The following is a 21,353-nucleotide window of genomic DNA, read 5'->3' on the forward strand; positions in this document are numbered from 1 at the left end:
TCTGCAAGAGGATAGTGGATATTGGGACCCGGCCTTCGTTTTCTAAGCTAGGCGAGCCACCCCTTGCGGTGCCGACAGAAAACGCCACACGTTAAAAAGGTATAAAATTCCGCAAGTTGATCATACCGTTCGAGTATGGCAAAAAGCACGGCATGTGTCAACTGTCATTCAGAAACTATAAGGCGTTTTTTTCTTTGCGCCACTATCGGGGCTCCGCTGTTTCCCTGGCCGGCTCGAAGCTGCGCATGGCGCTCAGGAACCCGGGCAGATGACGCACCATGAACCACAAACTGCGGCGGTGCTCCCATATGCGCCGGCGAAATCGGCGACGCCAGCCCGGGTCGGAGTAGAACCGCTTGACATGGGTGTTGTAGAGCTGATCCAAGCGTTCCAACGATCCGATCTGCCGCGGCACGAAAACGAAGTTCAGGCAGTTCATCAAGCGCCAATCCTCGTTCACCGTTCCCTGCGCGAATATGGACCGCCACACCGGCGCACCGTGAAAGGGCGTGAATTTGGCCATGTTCATATCGTCCAGCCCCAGAGAGAGGACGAAATCGCTGGTTTTGCGGATCGACGCCACCGTTTCGCCCGGCAAGCCCATCATGAAGAGCCCCTTGGCCCGCAGCCCGGCGGCCTGGATGCGGCGCACCGTGTCTCGCACATCGTCCAGGTAGACGCCCGGTTTGTGCACTTCCAACAGATCGGGGTCGCCCGATTCGATGCCCAGGGAGACCATCAGGCAGCCGGCCGCCTTGAGCATGCGCAGCAGGTTGTCATCCGCATGCCCGACGCGCACGGCGCAGTTGAAATGCAGCCCCAGGGGTTTGGCCGTCAACAAGGTGCACAGCGTTTCGATCCGCTCCCGGTTGAGGGTGAACAGGTCATCGTAAATGTTGATGTGGCGGACGCCGAAACGGTCCCGCAAATATTTCATGTGGGCGTAAATATAGGCGGCCGAGTTGTAGCGAAACCCCTGCTTGAAAACCGATCGGTCACAATAGGAACACCGGTAGGGGCAGCCGCGGCTGGTCACCATGGTGGCGCCGGGGGTTTGGATGTAGCTGAACAGTGGCAGATGGTAGCCTTTGGGAAACCCGGCCAACTTTTCGTAGGCCGGAAAGGGCAGGTCATCCAGTTCGGGCAGGTGGGCCCTGGCCTTGTTCTGCACGCCACGGCCGCCCTCGCGCCACGCCAAACCGTCGATGGCGGCCGGCGCTGATCCGGCGGCCAGTTCGGCCAACGTGCGCTCGCCTTCCCCGAGGCACAGATGATCGATGTGCGGAAATTGGTCCAGCAGCGGCGCCCCGAGGGCCGACACATGCACCCCACCGAAAACGATCCCAACGGACGGCCGCCGCGCCTTGATGCCGCGGGCCATGTCATAGCCGTCCAAAAATCCGGATGTGGTGGCGGAAAACCCGACCAGGTCGGGGTCGTGGGCCAACACTTGCGCCACATTGGCATCGATGCCGACGGGCGCCGCGGGCCCCATGCAATCGTGCACCGCCACGGCATGGCCTTCCCGTTCCAAAAAGGCGGCAATGGAAAGCAGCCCCAGGGGGGCCATACGGTTGGCCGTGGTCGTCATGTCCTTGCGTCCGGCCAGCCAGTTGGAGCCGGCCGGGTGTACCAAAACAATACGCATGATCAATTGTCCTCGGGGCGCGGCCGTGCAGTGCGGCCACCACCCCCTTTTGTAATGCGCGTTGCCGCACCGGTATCTGTCGGGCAAGGGGTATCCGGACGGAACCGGGAATGCGGTTGAATTTTGCCCTGCCTCCATGTAGAAAGGGGGCGCTACTCGTTATACATTCGCAACCGGTCATGGGAAAGCGTTTTTTCCATGGAACGAACCATGCATACTCCCTGGGATTTTTTCGATAAAATCTATTGCATTTCGCTGGCCGAACGCAACGACAGACGGCAGGAGGCCCGCGTCCAGTTCCAGCGGGTGGGGTTGTCGCGGCGGGTGGACTTTGTGATCGTGGACAAACACCCGACGGATTGCGAGCAGGGCATCTATGAATCCCACCTGCACTGCATGCGGCAAGGGCTCGCCGACGGCGCCGAAAGCATCATGATCTTCGAGGACGATGTGGTTTTTGATCGCTTTTCCCATCAATGCCTGAGCGACGCCACGGCATTCCTGGCATCCCTTCCCACCTGGCATCTCTTTTTCCTCGGCTGCATGGTCAAAGGCAGCCGGCGCACCGTCTGTTCCCATGTGCTGCAGATTCGTTATCGCAGCCTGACCCACGCCTATGCGGTGCATCGCGATTTCGCCCGGCAGCTGGTGCCACAACCCTGGCGGGGGGTGCCCTACGACGATTTTTTGAGGGATCTGAAAGACCCCCTCAGCTATGTGGTCCACCCCGCAATGGCCTTTCAAAGCGCCTCCCGCTCGGACAACCTGCGCTATTTGCCGCTGGATCGAATCCGCCGCCTGCTGGGCGGATTGCGCAACCTCCAGAAAGCCAATGCGTTTTACCACCGCAACCGTTGGTCCATCCTCGCCGCCCACGGCGTCGTCCTTCTGCTGACCCTGCTGGCCATGCGCTGAGAAACCGCCCCCATGCGAATCCACACCCCCTTGTTTTTACTCACCCTGTTGGTCATCGGCGCCCTGGTCGCCACCGGTTTGTGGATCGCGCGGATCGACACCGACATCACCCGCTATCTTCCCTCGGATGCACCGGCCATCGCCGACGCCGGCGCCATTTTCCAGCATCACCCCATGCAGGGCCAGATGGCCATCGACCTGGCAGTGGCCGCGCCCAACCCCGAACTGCTAACCCGCACCGCACGCTATGTGGAAAATCGCCTGCAGGAGAGTGGCCTGTTCCGCCAGGTGGGCATGGCGGCGATGCAGGCCCTCATGCCCGAGCTGCTGACTCATGTGACCGAGCAGTTGCCGATATTGTTCACTGCCGAGGAGCTCCAGACCCGGGTCGGTCCCTTGCTGTCCCCCGACCAAATCCAGAGCCGTTTGATCGCCTTGCGGCATCAGCTGCTGGGTCTGGACGCCATCGGCCAGGCCTCGCGCATCTCCAGGGACCCGCTGGCCTTGGGCGAAATCGTTCTCGCGCGTCTGGCCCATCTGGCGCCTACCCGCGACGTCGATCTTCTTGACGGACGCCCCCTGAGCAGCGACGGCCGGCATCTACTGGTGGTGGCCACGCCCACCCAACCGGGGGCGGACACCGCCTTTGCCCTGCGCCTGGAAACCTTTCTGGCAACCCTGGCCGATGAAGTGGCCCTGCGCACCGCAGACACCGAACCCGTCGCCTTGACACCCATGGGTGCCTACCGCGCCGCATTGGACAATGAGCGCATCGCGCGGCGGGACGTGCAAAAGGCCATCGGCTTGGCGACTCTGGGTATCGCCCTGCTGCTGCTGATCGCCTTCCCCAGACCTTTGCTGGGTCTGTTCGCTTTCCTGCCGGCGGCGGCCGGCACGGCGGCGGCCTTCTTCATTCTGGCCCTTGTCCATGACACCATCTCCATCATGGCCATCGGCTTCGGCGGCGCGGTGATCTCCATCACCGTGGATCACGGCATCGCCTACCTGCTCTTTCTGGATCAAACCCAAACCACTTACGGCCGACGGGCCTCGCGGGAGATCTGGGCCATCGGCCTGGTGGCCGCCCTGACGTCGATCGGCGCCTTCGCCGCCTTGAATCTGACCGGCTTTCCGGTACTGGCCCAGTTGGGGCAGTTCGCCGCCCTGGGCATCGGTTTGGCCTTTCTCTTCGTGCACTATGCGCTGCCCAAAATCTTCCCCGAGATGCCGCCGGCCCGTCAACGCCGGCTGCCGTTGTGGCAACTGGTGAACCGTATCCCCACGGCGGGCAAGGGCACGGCCCTGGCCGCCCTGGCATTTGCCCTGGGAATGCTGTTTTTCGCCAAACCCGTTTTCGATACCGGCCTGGGCCGCATGAACACCGTGGGGCCGGAAACAGCCGCCGCCGAGGCATTGATGGACCGGGTGTGGGGCGGCGGCGTGTTCGAACGCATCTATGTGATGACCACCGCCCCTGATCCCGCTGCCTTGCAGGCCATTGGCGACCGGTTGCTGACACTGTTCCAGGAGGATTTGACCCAACAGCGGCTGGCCGAGGGCTTTCTGCCCGGCATGCTGTTTCCCGGCGAACGCCGCCGCGCGGCAAACTTCCGTGCCTGGCGCGAATTCTGGACCCCGGAACGCCGGGCGACGGTGCGCGCCGCCCTGGCGGAGCAAGGTGGGGCATTGGGTTTCGCGCCGGGGGCCTTCACACCGTTTCTGACCACCCTGGAAAGGACCGCCCCCCCGCCGTCCGCGGCCGTGCCCGCCGCCTTTCACGACCTGATGGGCATCGTGGCCGGCGCCGATGGCACCTGGATGCAGTTCGCCACCCTGACCGCGGGACCACGCCATGATCCCGAGCGGTTCCATGACCGCTACGGTGACTTGGCCAAGCTGTTCGATCCCGTTTTCTTTTCCCGCACCCTCGGGGAGCTGCTCTTCACCACCTTCATCAAGATGCTGGCGGTGGTCGGTCTCAGCGTGGCGCTGCTGATCTTCTTTTTCTTCTTCGATCTGAAACTGACCGCCATCACCTTGGCACCACTGCTGTTCGCCCTGGTCTGCACCCTGGGCACCCTCAATCTCATCGGCCATCCCCTGGACATCCCGGGGCTGATGCTGGCCATCGTCGTTCTGGGCATGGGCACCGACTACGCCTTGTTGCTGGTGCGCGCCTACCAACGTTACGGTGGCTTTGCGGATCCCGGCTTCGAACGCATCCGCATGGCAGTGCTCATGGCGGCCTGCTCCACCCTGCTGGGTTTCGGCGTGCTGTGTCTGGCCGAGCACCAGCTGCTCTACAGCGCCGGCATCACCTCCCTTTTGGGCATCGGCTATGCGTTGATCGGCGCCTTCGTACTGTTGCCGCCCATGCTGGCCCACCATCTACAGCACCGGTCGACGGACGCACCCGGCACCGCGACCACCATTGCCCAACGCATCCTGCGCCGTTATCGGCCGCTGGAACCCTACCCGCGCCTGTTCGCCCGCTTCAAGCTGCGCCACGATATGCTGTTTTGCGAACTGGCATCTCACCTGGAAGATGCGCGACCGCCGCGCACGGTGCTGGATATCGGCTGCGGTTATGGTGTCCCGGGTTGCTGGATGCTGGAACGGTTCGCATCGGCCCATATCCATGCCATCGATCCCGATCCCGAACGGGCACGGGTGGCCGCGCGGGTGTTCGGCGAGCGCGGCACGGTGACCTCTGCCGACGCCCCCCACTGGCCGCCGCCAGCCGAACCCGCCGAAATGGTTTTGCTGTTGGATGTGATCCACTTTTTAGATGCGCCCACCCTGCACCGAACCCTGGCGCGTTTGCACCGCCATATGGCGCCGCAAGGGCTGCTGCTGATCCGCACCGTGGTGCCGCCCGACGGCACCCGCGCTTCATTTCACTGGGTCCTGGACGCCTTGCGCATGAAGATGGCCGGCATCGTCGCACACCACCGCCCCGCCGCAATGGCTGCAAGGATGGTGCAAGCCGCGGGGTTTACGATCCAACAGATCGCCCCTTCCGGCGACAACCCTGAATTGGCGTGGGTGATCGCCCTCCGCCCGGCCGAAACGCCGACGGCGGCCGGAGCAAAACAACCATGAAAGGCGCCCCCCGCGGGGGACGCAGGGTGCTCTCGCAGGCCGAAGGCACCGGTCTGACGGCTTTCGGCGCCGCCTTTTTGCTTGCCTTGATGGAGCCCACCTGGGCCACCGTGCCCCTGACCCTTTTTGTGCTGTTGTGCGTCGTCGCCCCCTTCTGCCCCACCCTGCCCTTTTTTCTACCCGTCGTCAGCCGCGGCAGCGCTGATCGCAAAACAGTGGCGCTCACCTTCGATGACGGCCCGGATCCGGCCACCACGCCCTTGCTGCTGGAGCTGCTGGCGCGGCACGGAATGCGGGCCACCTTCTTTGTCACCGGCCGCAATGCCCTGCGTCACCCCGCACTGATTCAGGACATCCTCGACCAGGGCCACACCATCGGCAACCACTCCTGCCGGCACGACAACTTCATCATGCTCAAAAGCGTCCACCGGCTGCGCAAGGAGATCCTCACCACGCAAAGGATTCTGCAGCGGTTCGACATCACCCCCCTGGCCTTCCGCCCACCGGTGGGCATCACCAATCCCCGTCTACCGGCCGCCATCCAGGGCACCCCCCTTTTCGTGGTCAACTTCAACCGCCGCGCCGGCGATTGGGGCAACCGCAGGCTCACCCACCTCAGCCGCCGCATCATCCGGCGGCTGCGCCCCGGCGACATCATTTTGCTCCACGACACCCGGCCCGCGGATCCCCGCCGTTGGGCGCAGTGGCGTCGCGAACTCAACCGCCTGCCGGCCGGCATCGCCGGCCGGGGGTTGACCGTCGTGCCCCTGGCGCAATTGATCCAACGGCCGGTGATGGTGAAACGGCGCGCGGGCCGAGGGAGCTGAATTCCCCTGGCCCGTGCGCCGTTGCAGCGACATTTACTGGAAAGGTGCGACTTCCGGCCGTGATCAATCATGCAGATCGGGAAACCGATTGATGCCGCCCAGGCGGGCGATCTCCTGCCGGTAGCGCCCTTGCCAGCCGATACGGCGCAGCTTGTGGGCGACCATTTTTTGCATCAGGGGCCGCATGAGGTAGATCCAAATGCCGGTCCACAGCCGACCCTGGGCACGCACCGACGGGGAGGGATCCCACCAGCCCAGGATGCGCTGTTTGTGATACCACACCAGGTACTGCAGCCGCTCGGCGCTCAAGTGGCGGGTGCGCACATTGGCCCACATGCCGTTGTAGGTTGAGAAGTGGTCGGGATTGGTGACCAGTCCTTGGGCAAGCAGCGCCTGGCGGATGCCCGTTTTGGGATAGGGCGTCAGGATCTGGCAGTAGGCGGTGTCGACCTGTGTCTCTTTGAGGAAGCGGAAATTGGCGACGATTTCCGCTTCGGTATCGTCTGGGAAACCGAAAATCATGCCGGCCACCACCATCATGTTGTATTTGCGACACAGAGCGATGGCCCGGCGGGAAGCATCGACGATATCCCCCTTGCTGGCGGCCTGAAGGTTCTTGCTGGAGACATTCTCCACCCCCAAGAACAGGGAGGAGAAGCCCGCCCGGGCCATCAGGCGCACCATCTCTTCGTTGCGGGCGATGGTCACGCTGTCGGCCTGCACGGTGAAATGGAGGCTATGGTAGCGCCGGGCTACGATGGCCTTGCACAGTGCCTTCACCCGTTCGGGTGCCAGCACGAAATTATCATCGGATACGAAGACATAACGACAGTGGCGATGGTGATAGATGTCGTCGATGTCGGCCAGCACCCGTTCTATAGGAAAAGGCCGGAAGGCGCGACCGTACATGTGACGGATGCTGCAGAAATTGCAGTTGCGGGTGCAGCCGCGGGAGGTTTCAATCACCTCGGCGCCGTGATTCATGATGTGATATCCCCGGGTCAAGCGGCGCTGATCGCGGATGGGGAGCTTGAGCCGCCCCAGGTCCAGCAACGCCCCCTTGGGATTGTGGACCCAGCGGTCTCCCCGGCGATAGGAGAGGGAAGGGATATCCGCCAAGCCGGTACCGTCTTCCAGGGCATTGACCAGCCCGCGCAATGCCGCCTCCCCTTCACCGCGAATCATGAAGTCGATGGCCTGCGCCGCAGGGTCGGCACCAATCTCCTCGTACATCAGGGTGGCATGGTAGCCGCCGATCACGATGCGGACCTCGGGCAGCACCGTCTTGATCAGCCGAATCAATTTCAGGCAGGTGTCGAACTGCCAGGTCATGGCGGAGAGTCCCACCAGATCGGGACGCAGTTGCAACAGCATACGGGTCAGATAGCGTCGCAGGCCGCGCCGTTTGCGAACCAGGTCGATCAGATGGACCGTGTGACGCGCATCGAGGTTGGCGCCCAGGCTGGCGATACCCAGGTTGGGCATGTGAAACGCCGCCTCATGCATGATGATCGGCGCCACATCCGGCATGGAAATCAACAGGACGTTCATATGCACCTCTCTCCCGTGAAACGACCCACCGCAGCCGCCGTGGCGGCGGTGCGGAAAACGCCTTTACGACGGGCCCCGGCTCTCCCCTACTGCACCACGGCGCCGTTCTGCAGCCGGCGCACCATGATATCGCGCACCTCGTTCATCAGACCGTTCAGCGAGAAGCCGTCACTGTCATAGTCCGGAACGATGCGCGCCGCCAATTCCAGATGGATGGTGTTGGTCATGCAGGTGTTGAACAGGAACCGACCGGGTGGGAACAGCTTTTCGGAATTGCGCACCACCAGCACGACCACCGGCGCCCTGCAATATTTGGCGATTTTAAATGCGCCGATGTTGAAAACGCCGACCCTGCCATTCCGGCTGCGGGTCCCCTCGGGAAAAACAAACAGGATGCCGCCGCCGTTCAGGTGGGCCGGCACCCCGTCCAGCCGCGACAGCATCAAATCGGCCGTCCGCCCCGCGGCGGCGGCCGGCAGGTAGCCCGACAAAGTCAGCACCCAACCCAGAATGGGGAAGTGAAAGAAACGGTTCTTGACGATGGTGTTGTGGCGCGCAAAGAGGGAAATCAGCAGAATCGAATCGATGAACGAGACATGGTTGCAGACGATCACCGCCCCGCGCACGGCGCGGATGGCCGGATCGATGCGCCACGTGTGCCGGGGGGCCATCATGCGGCATAGCCAAAAAAACCCCCGGTAGAACAGGTGGTTGAGCATCTGGAAATAGCTGTGTCGCCCCCGTTTGAACAACACCCCCCACAGATAAAAGGGTCCGATCAAAAACACAAAGCCCAGGGTGAAATAGAGCCACAACAACAGGGTCACCACCAGATCGACGGTCCCGAACAGCCAACGGGGAGAAGGCCGCTCGATGTTCACTGGGCGACGATCCCCGGCGGTCACGCCCCCTCCCGGCCGATGATCAGGCAGGTATTGACGCCGCCGAAGGCGAAGTTCTGAATGGCCGCCAGGGCAACGGGCGTTTCCATCACTTGCCGGGTATGCCGAATCATGGCGCAGCGCTCGTCCACCGCTTCCAGGTTGAGGGTCGGCGCCACGAAGCCTTCGGCCATCATGTGCAGGGTCAAAATGGTTTCGATGGCCCCGCAGGAGCCCATGGTGTGGCCCATGTACCCCTTGAGACCGGTCACCAGGGGTTTGTCGCCATAGACCGCGGCGATGGCCTGGGCCTCCATCACATCGCCCATCTTGGTGGCGGTGGCATGGGCGCTGACAAAGTCGATCCGGCCGGCATCGCAGCGCGCGCTGTCCAGCCCGAGGCGCAAGGTTTTCTTGATGCCGTCCGGGTTGGGCAGAATCAGGTCCCCGCCGTTGTTGTTGCATCCGAATCCGAGCACCTCTCCCAGGATCACCGCCCCCCGGCGCCGGGCATGGTCGTAATCCTCCAGCAGCAGGGCCCCGCCCCCCTCGCCCACCACCAGGCCGTCTCGTTGCACATCGAAGGGCCGGGGCGTGCGATGGGGCGTATCGTTAAATGCGGTGGAACAGGCCAGCAGGTTGTCGAAGACCGCCACCGTGGTGGTGTCGTACTCGTCCGCGCCGCCGCACAGCATGGCGTCCTGCAGGCCGAACTTGACCGCTTCGTAGCCGTAACCGATGGATTGGCTGCTGGTGGTGCAGGCGGTGGAGGAGGAGATCACCCGGCCGGTGATACCGAACATCTTGGTGATGTTGACTGCCGTGGTGTGCACCATTGATTTGAGGTACTCCACGGCACCGATGCCGCCGAAGGACTTCGCATCGCGATCGAAAAAAGTGCGGTAGATATCGCGCTGCACCGTCGGGCTGCCGTGGGTGGAACCGAAAGCCACGCCCAGGCGCCCGGAGGTGATGAAAGCCTCATCCAGACCGGACTGCTGCAGCGCCTCCTTGGCTACCTGGCAGGCGTAATAGGCCACCGGCCCCATGGTTTTGCGCGATTGCCGCTTGAAGTCATAATCGATGGGATAATCCACGGCGCCGAACACGCCGGAGTGGATGTGCTCGGTGAGCAGGCCGTCGGCCCGCATCGGTCGGACACCCGAAATGCCTTCGGTCAAATGGCGCACGATCTCGGCGCGGGTGTTGCCGATGGGGGTGATGGCGGCGCACCCGGTAATCACGACCCTGCGGTTCATGCGGTCGCCCCTTGCCGGCCGGGATCGGCCGCCCTGGCCATGATGTAATCCACGATGTCGTTGATGGTGCTGATCTCCATGGCCATCTTCTTTTCTTCGCGGGTCAGCTGGGTTTGCAGCATCACCTCGATTTCGCGCAGCAACTCGATGGCGTCGATGCTGTCGAACTCGTACACCTCGCGCAGATCGTCGTCCATATCGGGATTCTCGATTTCGAACTGTTCCGCGAAAATGGTCAACAACCGGGCGGTAATCTCGTCTCGTGTCATAACCGTTAATGTTCCTTATCCGTATCCATTTATGCTGTCCTGCTCACGCTGTCCTGCGATCCTTTTCCATTTCCCCTTTTTCATGATCGGCCATCGGTGGGCCCAAAAAGGGTTTGAAATGGTACCACTCAAAGGGGCTCTCATGCAACTGCCGAACCATTGCATCGGCATAGGCCCGGGCCGACTGTAAAATGGCCGCCCGCCGTTGGCCGCGGTCGGCGGCCCTCACCCACACCGGCGGCGACACCGTGAAACGGTAGCAGTGGGGCCCCGCATTGGCGGCAAAAAAGAAAAAAAGGGGCGCCCCCGACATCAGGGCCAGCATGTGGGGCGCCTCGGGCAGATCAACGGTGTGGCCCAAAAAAGGCACCGACACCACCCGCTGGTCCGGCCGCCACACCTGATCGCCCGTCAACGAAACCACACCGCCGGAGCGCAGGAAGGCGATCGCTTCCACCAGATCGAAGGGCGAGCCGCCCTCTTGATCCACGGCCACCACCCGGATGCCGTCGGCGGCCAGATCCTGTTTTTGCAGCCGTTCGATCTGATCCTTGGCCCGCTGGCCCATAAAAAGCATCAAGCGCACCGCCGGCACGTTGCGCCGCAGCAGCCGGGCCCCCACCTCCCAGTTGCCCATGTGGGACATGAGCAGGATGCCGCCCTGCCCTTGGGACACGGCCTGCACCAGGTGGGCGCGGCCTTCGATGGTGAATTGAACACCCTCCGGTTGCTGCATCAAATGGCGATCCAGGAAGATCGTCGTGAAATTCTGGAACTGGCGCCAAGCGCAGCGGAAATAGAAAAGGCGGCTGCGACCGGGGAAAAGGGCACGGTAGAACCGAAAGCTGACCGCCACCCTGCCGGGACGACCGACATAATACCCGGCAGCGATAATCCGCGCCACGAGGCTGAAAAAAGCCGGCCCCAGGAAACGGGTCAGGGTGGTCAGCAATTTATAGAAAATTCGGCGCATGATTCCAGTTGTAAGCACCTTGCGGGTTGGTGCCGGCAGGCTTTGCGGCCGAGGGCCGCCTTGGCTGCCCGGCGGGCAGCGCCGCAACGGCCTTTGAAAACCCCGTCAGCGGGCGTGTTTGGGCTGCACGATCCGCCGAAAAATCAAACGGCTGAAAGTGCTGCTGTTCCGGCAGAAATCCACGAAGGGCCGGAAATGGGAAATCCGCTTGCCGCCGGGCGCATAGGTCACGCGAACGGGGGCCTGCACCACCGGCATGCCGCGCCAGGCGGCCCGCACCAGCACCTCCACCTCGAACTGGTACCGCCGGGCCCGCACCCCCAGACCGAGCACCTCGGGCAAAGGATAGATCCGAAAACCGCTTTGGCTGTCCCGCATGGCCGGACCGCCGGCCATGCGCACCCAAAAATTGGAAAAGGCGCGCCCGGACCGACTGGTCCAGGGGGCACCTTCCTCCTGCATATCGGTGCGGCGACCCACCACAATGGGCCTTGCGCCCGGCGCGATGGCCGCCATTAAGCCTTTGGCGTCCGCCGGGTGGTGTTGGCCGTCGGCATCCAGGGTGATGGCCCAATCGGCAATGGCCGCTACCGCCGTCATACCGGTCAGCAACGCGGCCCCTTTGCCCAGATTCCCTGCGTGCCGCAACAGGTGAACGTCCGCCATCCGCGACAGTCGGCGACACCCACCGTCGGTGGAACCGTCATCCACCACGAAGACGGGATATCCCAAGGCCCGGGCCTGGTCGAGCACCTGAGCAATGGTCCGTCCGTGATTGTAAACCGGAATGACGACGGCGAACCGCCCCGGTGGAACATGGGCTTCGGACATCATTCACCGTACAGTATGGTTTTGCGGGTGGTCCAGACACCTAAAATGCTGAAGATTTCCTGGTCGGCGAAATAGAGGGTCTCCAAACCATGCGCCTTGGCGATGTCGCCGATGGCATTGGAATGGACGCGGGCCTGAATCCCCACACCGGAGAACGGCTCCTTGACCTCGATGACACGTCCATCGGGCGGCGCCTTTGCAGGCAGCGGGGTCCGGTCCAGATCGGTGGTCAAAGGAAACCGGACATTGGTGTAGATCATGCCGGACGGCCGCATGGCGCAACCCATGAGCCCCGCAAGCAGCAGTATCCACAACAGCCCGGCCCATATCAAACGGGTCCTTTTATGACATCGCCGTTGCATCGGGTATCAATCTCCGTAGACGATCACCCGAAAGCGGGTATAGAAACCGAAAAACACTTGAAATGACTCCTGGTCGGCGTGCCGCAGGACGGTGATGTTCCCGTTGCGCGCCGCGGCCGCATAGCTGGCGTCGCCCCAGGCCACCAGCCAGGCGATGCTGTGCGCCTGGGCCGTGCCGATTTTGGTGCCCAGTTCGGTTTCATGCAGATTGGTATCCAAAGGGGTCTTGGTGTGCACGTAAGCGCATCCGCTTACCGCAAAAACCAAAACCACGACGGCCAACATCCTAAAATAACGTTTCATTCATCTCTCCTCTTTGGATGACGCGTCCGGCGGCGCCAAAAAGGCGATGGCCCAGGTGCCCGGCCCCATGTGGGCCCCGGAGGTCAACGACAGGGGACGGAACAGAACCTCGGCGTCCGGCAGGAATTCTTGAATCCGAGGCGCGGCTGTCTGCGCCACCCATTCACGATTGTCCGAATGCTGCAGCACGATCAGCGGCGCCGCACCTGCCTCGAAATGCGCTTGCAACTGCGCCATGGCAAAGTTCAGCTGGTCCTGCCGATTGCGCACCACGCCCACCTTTTCGGCGCCGGTGGCAGTGGGGGTGATAATGGGCTTCATGTGCAAAAGGTCACCGAAGAATCCCTTGGTTTTGGAAATGCGCCCCCCGGCGGCCAGGTACTTGAGTTGATCCAGAAAAACAAACTCCCGGCTCCGGGCCACGGCCTCATGGGCGAAAGCGACGACCGCGGCGGGGTCCCCACCCGCAAGGGAGCGGCGTGCAGTGGCCAACACCACCACGGCCAGGCGTCCCGAGGCCACCCCGGTGTCGATGATGGTCATGCGCTGCTCCGGATCCTGTTGGGCCTGCCAGGCGGTGACGGTTTCGAAGTTGCCGGTGAAGACGGAACCGACGCAAAGATAGAGCACCCGTTCATGCCGGCTGACGGCGCTCAAATAGCTTTGATGCCGCTCGAACACGGAGGCCTGGGCCGTTGACACCTTGGTGCCCGCGCGCATGGCGGCATAAAGCCGCTCCGGCGCATAGAGGGTTTCGGGACATGACTGGTCGCCCACCACCAAGTAGCTGTTGAGCAAAGTGAGGCCCAGTTCGCGCGCATCTTCCACCGTGACCGACCCGGCCGCATCGGTCATGATGTGTACCGCCCCCGCCTTGGTCTGCGCGGTACGCACCGGTGCCAACCGCTCCTCAGTCCAATCCACCACCTGCCCCAGGGCCTCGAGGCCCGAACGCAACTGCTGCCGGCTGGCGGTGTGCAGGTGCACCTTCAGCCCTCCTTCACCCTCGGTGACCACCATGCTTTCGCCCAGATCGGCCAGGCGCCGGCGCACCGCCTCGCCGCGGCCGTCGGCCTGGATCATGGCACTGACGCAATACCCGTCCTCACTCTCGCCATCATGGTGATAATCATCGGCGATGCGCAGTTTGCCGGCGAAGGTCTCGGTCACCGGGCGGCCTTGATCGAGTCGATCGGTCAAACACCCCAGAAAGGCCTCCAGGAAAATGAACATGCCCAGGGCGCCGGCATCCACCACCCCCGCCTTGCGACATGCGGGCAAAGTCTCGCTGGTGGCGGCCACGGTCTCTTCCATGCGCCGGATGATGGCATTGGTATCCCACTGGTCCGGGGTCTTGTCGGCCACGGCCATTGCCTGGGCCAGGGCCTCGAACAGTGTCAGCATGGTGCCGGGCGCCGGATTGACCACCGCCCGCTGGGCCTTGTCGAAGCCCACCTGAATGGTGCTGGGCAGCTCGGCGGCATTGTCGATGCCCAGCAATTCATAGAAGAAAGCGGCGGCAATGTTGCCCGAGTTGCCGGTGGCCGACTTGATCAGGTTGCGGGGCACCACAGTGGGGTTGTCCGCCAATTGCCGCAAGGGCGCCAGGCTGATCTTCAGGTTGCGACCCGTGTCGGCATCGGCCACCGGAAATACATTGATCTGATCCAGCAGGTCGGACCACGCCACCATGCGCTCGTAACCGGTGATAAAAGCCTTGAAATAGGCTTGCGCCATCGTCATCCCTCCAGTGCGCGCCGTATATCGTCGGGGATCTGGAACTCCATCTCCATTTCGGGAAAACGCACCGCCAGTTGCTCGCTGCTGCCGCGGGCGCACAGCAGCATGTCCGGCCCTTTGCGGATCTCGAAATTCAGGACGATTTTATATTGGCACTCCGTGACGGTGGCGCTGCAAGTGAATTGATCGAAGGCCCGCAGGGGCACAATGTGTTTCAAGGACGATCGCGTGACCGGAAACACATAGTGCTTTTCCAACATGTAGGCATACAGATCGACACCTACCGATGCAAAGAGGCCGAAACGCGCAATATCAAAATATTTTAAATAGTTACCGTGCCATACAATTTGAAGCGGATCCAGATCGTGAAATGCCACCGTCATGTTGGTCTCAAAACGCGTTCCCATGAACCACCCACCCCTTGCATCGAAATGAACGGAAACCATCCCGTTTCCATTGAGCCTTCTAATATATCAAGGGAATGAGGGAAGGCAAGCGGAATGCCGCGCCAAGTTCACCATGGCCGAGCCGGCCGGCAGGTTCAGCCTTGCCCGTGCCGGTCGGCCCACTCCCAATCGTGGACCTCTTGCGTGGCCGGGATCTCGGCCCAGCCGGTGACCATGGTCTTGACCATGCTGAAAAGGGTGTGGCCCAGGGTGGCCAGATAGAGGTGACTCACCAGAAACGCCAACAACAAAAAGAAAAAGGCGGTGTGCACCAGCGCCACGATGCCGAGATCGAGAAAAGCGGCCAAGCCGCCTGCGGTCCACTGATTGTAAGTGTAGTAGAGCAGTCCGGACACCATCTGCACCGGCAGCAGCAAGGTCACGATGCCCAGGTAAGCCAATCGCTGCAAGGGATTGTGTTTGGCACCGGGGCTTGTCCGCACCGGCTTGGCTTCCCCCTTGAACATGCCGAGCGCATAATAGCGGGCCATGGCCAACAACTTGCGGGTCGTGGGGATGTATTGACGCCACTCGCCAGTCGTAAAAGCCCAGAAAAGAATGAAACAGAACAGCACTACCCACGTCAGCCCGAGAAAATTGTGCAACCGCACCGCCCGGGCATACCCCAGAAGGGCAAAGGTGCCGTGGATCTCCAGGCCGGTCCCCATCAAACCAAGGATCAGTGCCGCCTGCAACCAGTGCCAGAAACGTTCGAAACGTGTAAAAAGGTACACCTTTTGCGTTGCGTTGCTTTTCATCACCGTCGATCCTCCTTGCCGCGCCGGCGGGCGACGATCCGCCCCAGACCGTGCACCCCCGAAAGGGCCAGCGCCCCCAACACCAACAGCCAGCCGGCCCCATCGAGCCACGGCCATCGATCACGGCCCGGCATGTAAAAACCGCCCAGTCGTGCCAGTCGGCCGTCGTGGCGCGTGTGGCATGCCTCGCAGCGCAGGGCCCGGTCTTTGGGGGCCACCATGTGGGTGGTGGGAAAAACATACCTGGATTCGACGAAAGCGAACTGCCCCGAATAGGGGATGCCCATTCGCTCGGCGCCGATCCGGAGCGCCTCGGGCCAGTCGAGGGTGGTCCAGAATCCCTGCGGCCCGGACAGCAGAGGCGGCAGCAGGGTGTGATGAACGGTGTCGTAGGGTTGTTTGCCTCGGTGGACCTTGAAGGGAAAAATCCGCGCCCCGGGATCCTCCGGGCGGCCGACGGGCCAACCGACGTGGACCACGGTGTCCGGATCGATTACATCCTTGACGGTCAAGGTTTCGATGGCACCGTCGAACCAGAAGTAGGCCGGTATGCCGTCGCGCGTCCAGGTCATTTCCCCTTTGATGCTCTGATAGGCGGGCATACCCAGGGGCCCCGGGTCGGTGTAGGGTTGCCCGTCCCGCCGACGGCCTGCTTGGGACCAGTCCCATCCGGTTTTGGTGGGCAGTCGGCGGGCGAAAGCCGGAATGTGACAACTCTGGCAGGCCACCTTGTCGGTGTGATCGTTGGTTTTGCTGCCGGCCGGGTGGGGTGTTGCGCCGTGGCAAGCTTCGCAGGTGATCTTGGGCGTCAGGTCGTCTTCGAGCAGACTGCGGCGGGCGGTCACCGCCGGCGTGCCGTAAACGCGCCCGGCGATATGGTGTTGACGGGTGGTGTGGCAGCGGGTGCAGTGAAACCCCTGGCCGTCGCCGCCCATGTGCACATCCAGCTGCCGGTCGGGGTGGGCCATGGAGGAATCCAGATCACCGTGTTTGACGCCGTCGCCGCCGCCACCGTAAAAATGGCATGCGCCGCAATGCGCCCGGGTGGGCAACCCCACCTGTTGCACCGCCGCCCGGATCTCCTGCTGAACCTCCGCCGCCCTGGCCTGATCGGCCACCTCCGACGAACCGGACAGCTTGCGATACGCCTCGAAAGCCGCCGCCCAGTCCAATGGCTGCCGGCCATGACAGCGCAGGCAGTTGACCCGTCCCTGTTTGCCGTTCCAGCCGATGTGGCAGTCCAGGCACTTCCGGTCGGTCATGAAATTGGTGGAAAGGCAAAAGTTGTTCAATGAGTGGCCCGCTTTGCCGACGATGCGGTCCGGCGGCGACAAGGGATCGATCCAGGTCCAGTGAAGGGTTTCGTGCAACTGGGCCTCGGCCTCGGTGTGGCAACTCAGGCAAGCTTGGGTGATGGCGTCACCGGATGCGAAAGATTGCTGCAAGGCCGCATGCCGGCTGTGGTCGGTGGTGTTCCAGCGGGCTTGGCGCTCGACGGCCTGGCGAGCCATCACCCGCCCCGGAGCGATCTTGTCGGCCGCCGCATCGCACCCGATCCGGGCAAGGGCCAGCATGGCGCAAAAAACAAGCGCCGACACCCAAAGCCATCTCGACATCCCACGCGCCATAGCCGCCTCCTTGTTTGATGGCGATGCAAGGCCTCTGCCATACAAAACAGCATAATCGCTATCGGCCGGTTCCACAAGCTTCGGAAGGCATTGCAGGCATCTTTAAGGCGTTTAGCTGCAAAGCCCAAGTTAAGGCGTTGGCCAAACAGGCTTTTCTCCTGTGCCAATTAGGAATTTCCCCATTGTTATCAGGGTGGCTTCCCCCTATTATGACAAGTTGCTTTCACCGCTTTTTTGTTGCGCACTTCGCCCCTCAAGGCGCGGGCCGGACGCTGCAACCCAAGGTCGTCCACCGGATTGTACAAGGGCGCAACCCCACCGATTGTTAGGCTTTGCTGATTGGAGGAACAGATGACCAGGCAGTTACGAAAAGGCATGTTTTTTCTTTTACCTTTTTTGTGCGCCGCACTATTGACCTTTGCTCTTTACGGTTGTGACAGCGGTTCGAACGCGGGCGGCAATACCGATACACCTTCAGGCATCGGCGGCGGTTGCGACGCCGGGCCCGGCGACGGGGACAGCGGCCCGACCGACGGTGGCGACAGCACCAGCAACATCGCGCTGACCGCAAATGCTTCCACCTCCTATGTCTCCCCGTGGGAAACCCTCGACGCCGTCAACAGCGATGCGAACCCATCCCATTCCAACGACAAATCCAGCGGGGCCTACGGCAATTGGTACAACCCCGATTCGCTGCAATGGGTGCAGTACGATTGGCACCACAACCACAGCATCTCTTCCGTCGAGGTGTATTGGTTCGACGACAATGGCGGCGTGTTGACCCCCACCACCGCCTATCTAGAGTACTTCGACGGCGCCGACTGGGTCCGTTGCGGCGACGTGCCCCGGGCCAAAGATGCCTGGAATCGCCTGGCACTGAACAATATCGTCACCAACCGGCTGCGCCTGTTCATGCGCAATGCCACCCAGTCCACCGGCATCCTGGAATGGCGCGTATGGGGCGTTGCCGCCGACGGCGACCCCACCCCCCCGCCGGATCCGAATCCCCCGCAACCGGACGCCTACCGGCCGATCACCAATCAATATGTGCTGCACAATGTCACCACCGCCAATGCATTGCACAAGGATTCCGACCATTTCCGCATCTACTACGGCGGCAACGGCCTCAATGGCGGCAGGGGCAACCTGGCCGATGTGCCCGAACGCAATGTGGATATCGCCCTGGCCCACCTGGAAGCGGCGCACCGTTTCTTTGTCGATGATTGGGGATTTCGTTCACCCGGAATTTCCGTCCACGCCAACGACGGCCCGTACTACAAAATGAATATCTATCCGACCACCACCCTCAATGCCGGCGGCGTAATGCTCTACGATCATCGCGCGGGCCTGAGCTACATCGAAGTGCGCGGTCCCCAATTGGCGGCGCCAAGGGTAACTGTGCATGAATACGGTCACTGCCTTACGCTGACGGAGTACAACTGGGCGGACCAGACCCGCACCGGCGCGTGGTGGGAGACCGTGGCCAACTGGGTGGCCGACACCTATTTGAATTCGCCCTACTACGAAGAAGTCCGGCAGCGTTTCGGTTTGAGCGCCGGCGGCACCATCATCGACCTGAATAAAGTGATCGGCCAATCCCATCTGACCATCTGCCACAACCAGAACTATTACGAAGCCTGGCCCTTTCTGACCTATCTGACCAACAACCCGGACAACTACCCCGGCTTGGGCAAAATGGCGGTGCCGGACCTGTTCCGCCACCATCGCCGCAACAACGAAACGCCCCTGCATGTGCTCGAACGCATTGCCTCGCCGGTCCGGGTCCAAACCCTACTCGGACGCTACTGGGCGCGCATGGCCTATCTGGATATCGATCATCCCCGGGCGCAGCAGGCCTTTTTCAGCAGTCGCAACCGCCTGAACTTCGCCAACCTGGATTCGGTGGACAACCAAACCTACCGGGTCAAAAGCACCCGCCAACCCATGTACGGCGGCGCCAACATTATTCCCCTCAGGGTGACCGGCAACGGCGACATCATGGTGGTGGTATCGAATCTGGGCAATGGTTTGCAGGAAAGCAATTTCACCGCCACCGTTGCCATTCGCGCCAATTCCGGCGCCGTGCGCTATGTGGAGCTACGCAACGGCGTGGGTCAGGCCACCGTCGCCGCCGGCGAAGAGGCGAGCCTGGTGGTGGTCAATACGCCCAACACGCTCTATCTCTACGATGCTTTCCAGAGCCGCGCCGGCAGCCCGGAAAACATCGGCCTGGACTACCAAGTGCGCCTCGCCGGCGCCGTACCGGACCACTAGCGTCCGGCACATCCCACTTGCCGGGACCACATTGCACCGAAACGTAATCAAAATCGCTATCGGGATCGATTAAAATTCTTCAATTTCGATCCTGGTAGCGATTTCGATGATGAACATACCGCTGCACCGACTGCATGGATTTGCACTCCTCGACATAGCCGCCTTGTGGTATAGGGTAACGATGCACCGGGCGCTTCCGGCCGCCGATCCCGCCGAGGCGCCTGCTCATTGAATCCCCACGGGTGACCGCGGGCCGACCGCGCGGTGCCCGATCCAACTTGCAAGGAGGCCGCATGAAATTCAAACAGCTTCGCTTCGCCAACCGATACGGATACAAGCTGGCGGCCCGCATCGATCTGCCGGACGACGGCACACCCCATGCCTACGCGATCTTCGCCCACTGCTTTACCTGCACCAAGAATCTGAAAGCCGTGGCGGCCATCAATCAGACGCTGACCCAAGACGGCATCGCCGTGCTGCGTTTCGATTTCACCGGGCTCGGCCAAAGCGAAGGCGACTTTGCCGACACCAACTTCACCACCAATGTCAGTGACATCGTCGATGCGGCCGAGTTCCTGGCGGACCAATACGCAACGCCACGGATGCTGATCGGCCACTCATTGGGCGGTGCCGCCGTGCTCCAGGCCGCCGTCGACATCCCATCGGCCCGCGCGGTGGTAACCATCGCGGCCCCTTCAAGGCCGGATCACGTCCTCAAGCACTTCTCGGACGCCACCGAAGAGATTGAAACCCGCGGCGAAGCCGAGGTCCGCCTGGCCGGGCGCCCTTTCCGCATCAAAAAGCAGTTTCTGGAAAACCTCGGCGCCGACCCGATGACGGACACCATCAAAGGGTTGAACCGCGCCCTGCTCGTGCTGCACGCCCCCCTCGACGACATCGTCGGAATCGGCAACGCGGGGGAAATCTTCCAAACCGCCAAACACCCCAAAAGCTTCGTCTCCCTGGACAGCGCCGACCACCTGCTGACCGATCCGGACGACGCCCGCTATGCCGGCGGTGTTATGGCCGCTTGGTGCCGTAGATATATAATAGGAGACCGGTGAAAGGGGTGCCACTTAGTTAGAATATGGAGTGTTAAGTGTTAAGTGTTAAGTTTTAAGTTAAGGAATTCTATCGATTATAGGGGGTTGGGGGTAGTCGAGCGGAGGGGTTCTTCCACGCATCGCCCCCTGCACCCACCCTTGGGTCACGGCATGCCGTGCCCGGGGGCCCGATCCTCCCCTATAGGCAAAACCGCCATCAGCCATCGGTCTCCATTTCGTCCAGTACCCTACATCGTGTGCATGCATCTCGCTTGGATAGGATTGGGTTGAAGGGTGTTTCAATCCAGAACGAAATCGAAATCGCTATCGGGATCGTAAATTTTGAGCACAGCGCGCTCCCAACCATCTACAATCGATAGAATTCCTTAACTTAAAACTTAACTCTTAACACTTAACACTCTAACCTATCTATCTCCACCCCCTGCAACAACCACCCAATCCCGCATCACCCAATCCACCCGAATACCGCAACAACTCCCCAATTACCTGTAATATCTTGCTTAATCATTTGGTACTTGGTAT

General features: G+C 61.9%; 18 protein-coding genes. 5 read left to right on the forward strand and 13 right to left on the reverse strand.

The window, feature by feature from the left end; genetic code table 11:
- Positions 1-202 precede the first annotated feature (202 nt).
- Positions 203-1,648, reverse strand: coding sequence for a B12-binding domain-containing radical SAM protein (locus tag MRX98_RS13575; protein ID WP_246909894.1), 1,446 nt, complete (start codon positions 1,646-1,648; stop codon positions 203-205).
- 210 nt (positions 1,649-1,858) lie between these two features.
- On the opposite strand from MRX98_RS13575, the gene MRX98_RS13580 reads away from it, so the two are divergent.
- The 3 genes from MRX98_RS13580 to MRX98_RS13590 are packed head-to-tail and all read left to right on the forward strand — an operon-like array spanning position 1,859 to position 6,492.
- A complete protein-coding gene (locus tag MRX98_RS13580) occupies positions 1,859-2,563 on the forward strand; it encodes a glycosyltransferase family 25 protein (RefSeq protein ID WP_246909896.1) in 705 nt (234 codons plus the stop codon).
- Positions 2,564-2,575: 12 nt separating this feature from the next.
- Entirely contained in the window at positions 2,576-5,665 is a 3,090-nt protein-coding gene (locus MRX98_RS13585; RefSeq protein ID WP_246909899.1) for a methyltransferase domain-containing protein, read from the forward strand.
- The gene (locus MRX98_RS13590) at positions 5,662-6,492 is read left to right on the forward strand and encodes a polysaccharide deacetylase family protein (protein WP_246909902.1); all 831 of its coding nucleotides are present in this window, start codon (positions 5,662-5,664) and stop codon (positions 6,490-6,492) included. Before MRX98_RS13585 ends, MRX98_RS13590 begins: the two co-directional genes overlap by 4 nt.
- 63 nt (positions 6,493-6,555) lie before the next feature.
- On the opposite strand, the gene MRX98_RS13595 is transcribed toward MRX98_RS13590, so the two are convergent.
- The 12 genes from MRX98_RS13595 to MRX98_RS13650 form a co-directional block, all read right to left on the reverse strand.
- Complete coding sequence (locus tag MRX98_RS13595; protein WP_246909904.1) at positions 6,556-8,043, reverse strand: B12-binding domain-containing radical SAM protein; 1,488 nt, start codon at positions 8,041-8,043, stop codon at positions 6,556-6,558.
- A gap of 86 nt (positions 8,044-8,129) precedes the next feature.
- A complete protein-coding gene (locus tag MRX98_RS13600) occupies positions 8,130-8,948 on the reverse strand; it encodes a lysophospholipid acyltransferase family protein (RefSeq protein WP_246909908.1) in 819 nt (272 codons plus the stop codon).
- Complete coding sequence (locus MRX98_RS13605) at positions 8,945-10,183, reverse strand: beta-ketoacyl synthase N-terminal-like domain-containing protein (RefSeq protein WP_246909910.1); 1,239 nt, start codon at positions 10,181-10,183, stop codon at positions 8,945-8,947. The genes MRX98_RS13600 and MRX98_RS13605 overlap by 4 nt, the downstream gene beginning before the upstream one ends.
- Entirely contained in the window at positions 10,180-10,452 is a 273-nt protein-coding gene (locus MRX98_RS13610; protein WP_246909913.1) for an acyl carrier protein, read from the reverse strand. Before MRX98_RS13610 ends, MRX98_RS13605 begins: the two co-directional genes overlap by 4 nt.
- 43 nt (positions 10,453-10,495) lie before the next feature.
- Positions 10,496-11,425 carry a lysophospholipid acyltransferase family protein gene (locus MRX98_RS13615; protein ID WP_246909916.1) on the reverse strand — a complete coding sequence of 310 codons (930 nt, stop codon included), beginning with the start codon at positions 11,423-11,425 and terminating at the stop codon, positions 10,496-10,498.
- Positions 11,426-11,530: 105 nt separating this feature from the next.
- Positions 11,531-12,256, reverse strand: coding sequence for a glycosyltransferase family 2 protein (locus MRX98_RS13620; RefSeq protein WP_246909919.1), 726 nt, complete (start codon positions 12,254-12,256; stop codon positions 11,531-11,533).
- Positions 12,256-12,618 (reverse strand): TRL-like family protein, encoded by a 363-nt coding sequence (locus tag MRX98_RS13625; protein WP_246909923.1) that lies wholly within the window; start codon positions 12,616-12,618, stop codon positions 12,256-12,258. The genes MRX98_RS13620 and MRX98_RS13625 overlap by 1 nt, the downstream gene beginning before the upstream one ends.
- Before the next feature lie 6 nt (positions 12,619-12,624).
- On the reverse strand, positions 12,625-12,921 hold the full coding sequence (locus MRX98_RS13630) for a TRL-like family protein (protein WP_246909926.1): 297 nt from the start codon (positions 12,919-12,921) through the stop codon (positions 12,625-12,627).
- Entirely contained in the window at positions 12,922-14,658 is a 1,737-nt protein-coding gene (locus tag MRX98_RS13635) for a DegV family protein (protein WP_246909938.1), read from the reverse strand.
- 2 nt (positions 14,659-14,660) lie between these two features.
- Positions 14,661-15,068, reverse strand: a complete 408-nt coding sequence (locus tag MRX98_RS13640; protein WP_246909942.1) for an acyl-CoA thioesterase — start codon at positions 15,066-15,068, stop codon at positions 14,661-14,663.
- 134 nt (positions 15,069-15,202) lie between these two features.
- Positions 15,203-15,865: a cytochrome b/b6 domain-containing protein gene (locus tag MRX98_RS13645; RefSeq protein ID WP_246909945.1), complete on the reverse strand. Its 663-nt coding sequence runs from the start codon at positions 15,863-15,865 to the stop codon at positions 15,203-15,205.
- Positions 15,865-17,493 (reverse strand): tetrathionate reductase family octaheme c-type cytochrome, encoded by a 1,629-nt coding sequence (locus MRX98_RS13650; protein ID WP_246909961.1) that lies wholly within the window; start codon positions 17,491-17,493, stop codon positions 15,865-15,867. The genes MRX98_RS13645 and MRX98_RS13650 overlap by 1 nt, the downstream gene beginning before the upstream one ends.
- Before the next feature lie 351 nt (positions 17,494-17,844).
- Between MRX98_RS13650 and MRX98_RS13655 the strand changes: the two genes are divergently transcribed.
- Positions 17,845-19,767, forward strand: coding sequence for a DUF6055 domain-containing protein (locus MRX98_RS13655; RefSeq protein ID WP_246909964.1), 1,923 nt, complete (start codon positions 17,845-17,847; stop codon positions 19,765-19,767).
- Positions 19,768-20,060: 293 nt separating this feature from the next.
- Positions 20,061-20,831, forward strand: a complete 771-nt coding sequence (locus MRX98_RS13660) for an alpha/beta hydrolase family protein (protein ID WP_246909967.1) — start codon at positions 20,061-20,063, stop codon at positions 20,829-20,831.
- Positions 20,832-21,353: the final 522 nt, after the last annotated feature.

Source organism: Desulfatitalea alkaliphila (assembly GCF_022968795.1).
GTDB classification, from domain to species: domain Bacteria; phylum Desulfobacterota; class Desulfobacteria; order Desulfobacterales; family Desulfosarcinaceae; genus Desulfatitalea; species Desulfatitalea alkaliphila.

What these genes read in the sequence shown, in the direction of transcription:
- MRX98_RS13575 (WP_246909894.1), bottom strand. Translation starts at nt 1,648, where the DNA reads ATGCGTATTGTTTTGGTACACCCGGCCGGCTCCAACTGGCTGGCCGGA.
- MRX98_RS13580 (WP_246909896.1), top strand. Translation starts at nt 1,859, where the DNA reads ATGCATACTCCCTGGGATTTTTTCGATAAAATCTATTGCATTTCGCTG.
- MRX98_RS13585 (WP_246909899.1), top strand. Translation starts at nt 2,576, where the DNA reads ATGCGAATCCACACCCCCTTGTTTTTACTCACCCTGTTGGTCATCGGC.
- MRX98_RS13590 (WP_246909902.1), top strand. Translation starts at nt 5,662, where the DNA reads ATGAAAGGCGCCCCCCGCGGGGGACGCAGGGTGCTCTCGCAGGCCGAA.
- MRX98_RS13595 (WP_246909904.1), bottom strand. Translation starts at nt 8,043, where the DNA reads ATGAACGTCCTGTTGATTTCCATGCCGGATGTGGCGCCGATCATCATG.
- MRX98_RS13605 (WP_246909910.1), bottom strand. Translation starts at nt 10,183, where the DNA reads ATGAACCGCAGGGTCGTGATTACCGGGTGCGCCGCCATCACCCCCATC.
- MRX98_RS13610 (WP_246909913.1), bottom strand. Translation starts at nt 10,452, where the DNA reads ATGACACGAGACGAGATTACCGCCCGGTTGTTGACCATTTTCGCGGAA.
- MRX98_RS13615 (WP_246909916.1), bottom strand. Translation starts at nt 11,425, where the DNA reads ATGCGCCGAATTTTCTATAAATTGCTGACCACCCTGACCCGTTTCCTG.
- MRX98_RS13620 (WP_246909919.1), bottom strand. Translation starts at nt 12,256, where the DNA reads ATGTCCGAAGCCCATGTTCCACCGGGGCGGTTCGCCGTCGTCATTCCG.
- MRX98_RS13625 (WP_246909923.1), bottom strand. Translation starts at nt 12,618, where the DNA reads ATGCAACGGCGATGTCATAAAAGGACCCGTTTGATATGGGCCGGGCTG.
- MRX98_RS13630 (WP_246909926.1), bottom strand. Translation starts at nt 12,921, where the DNA reads ATGAAACGTTATTTTAGGATGTTGGCCGTCGTGGTTTTGGTTTTTGCG.
- MRX98_RS13635 (WP_246909938.1), bottom strand. Translation starts at nt 14,658, where the DNA reads ATGGCGCAAGCCTATTTCAAGGCTTTTATCACCGGTTACGAGCGCATG.
- MRX98_RS13640 (WP_246909942.1), bottom strand. Translation starts at nt 15,068, where the DNA reads ATGGGAACGCGTTTTGAGACCAACATGACGGTGGCATTTCACGATCTG.
- MRX98_RS13645 (WP_246909945.1), bottom strand. Translation starts at nt 15,865, where the DNA reads ATGAAAAGCAACGCAACGCAAAAGGTGTACCTTTTTACACGTTTCGAA.
- MRX98_RS13650 (WP_246909961.1), bottom strand. Translation starts at nt 17,493, where the DNA reads ATGGCGCGTGGGATGTCGAGATGGCTTTGGGTGTCGGCGCTTGTTTTT.
- MRX98_RS13655 (WP_246909964.1), top strand. Translation starts at nt 17,845, where the DNA reads ATGACCAGGCAGTTACGAAAAGGCATGTTTTTTCTTTTACCTTTTTTG.
- MRX98_RS13660 (WP_246909967.1), top strand. Translation starts at nt 20,061, where the DNA reads ATGAAATTCAAACAGCTTCGCTTCGCCAACCGATACGGATACAAGCTG.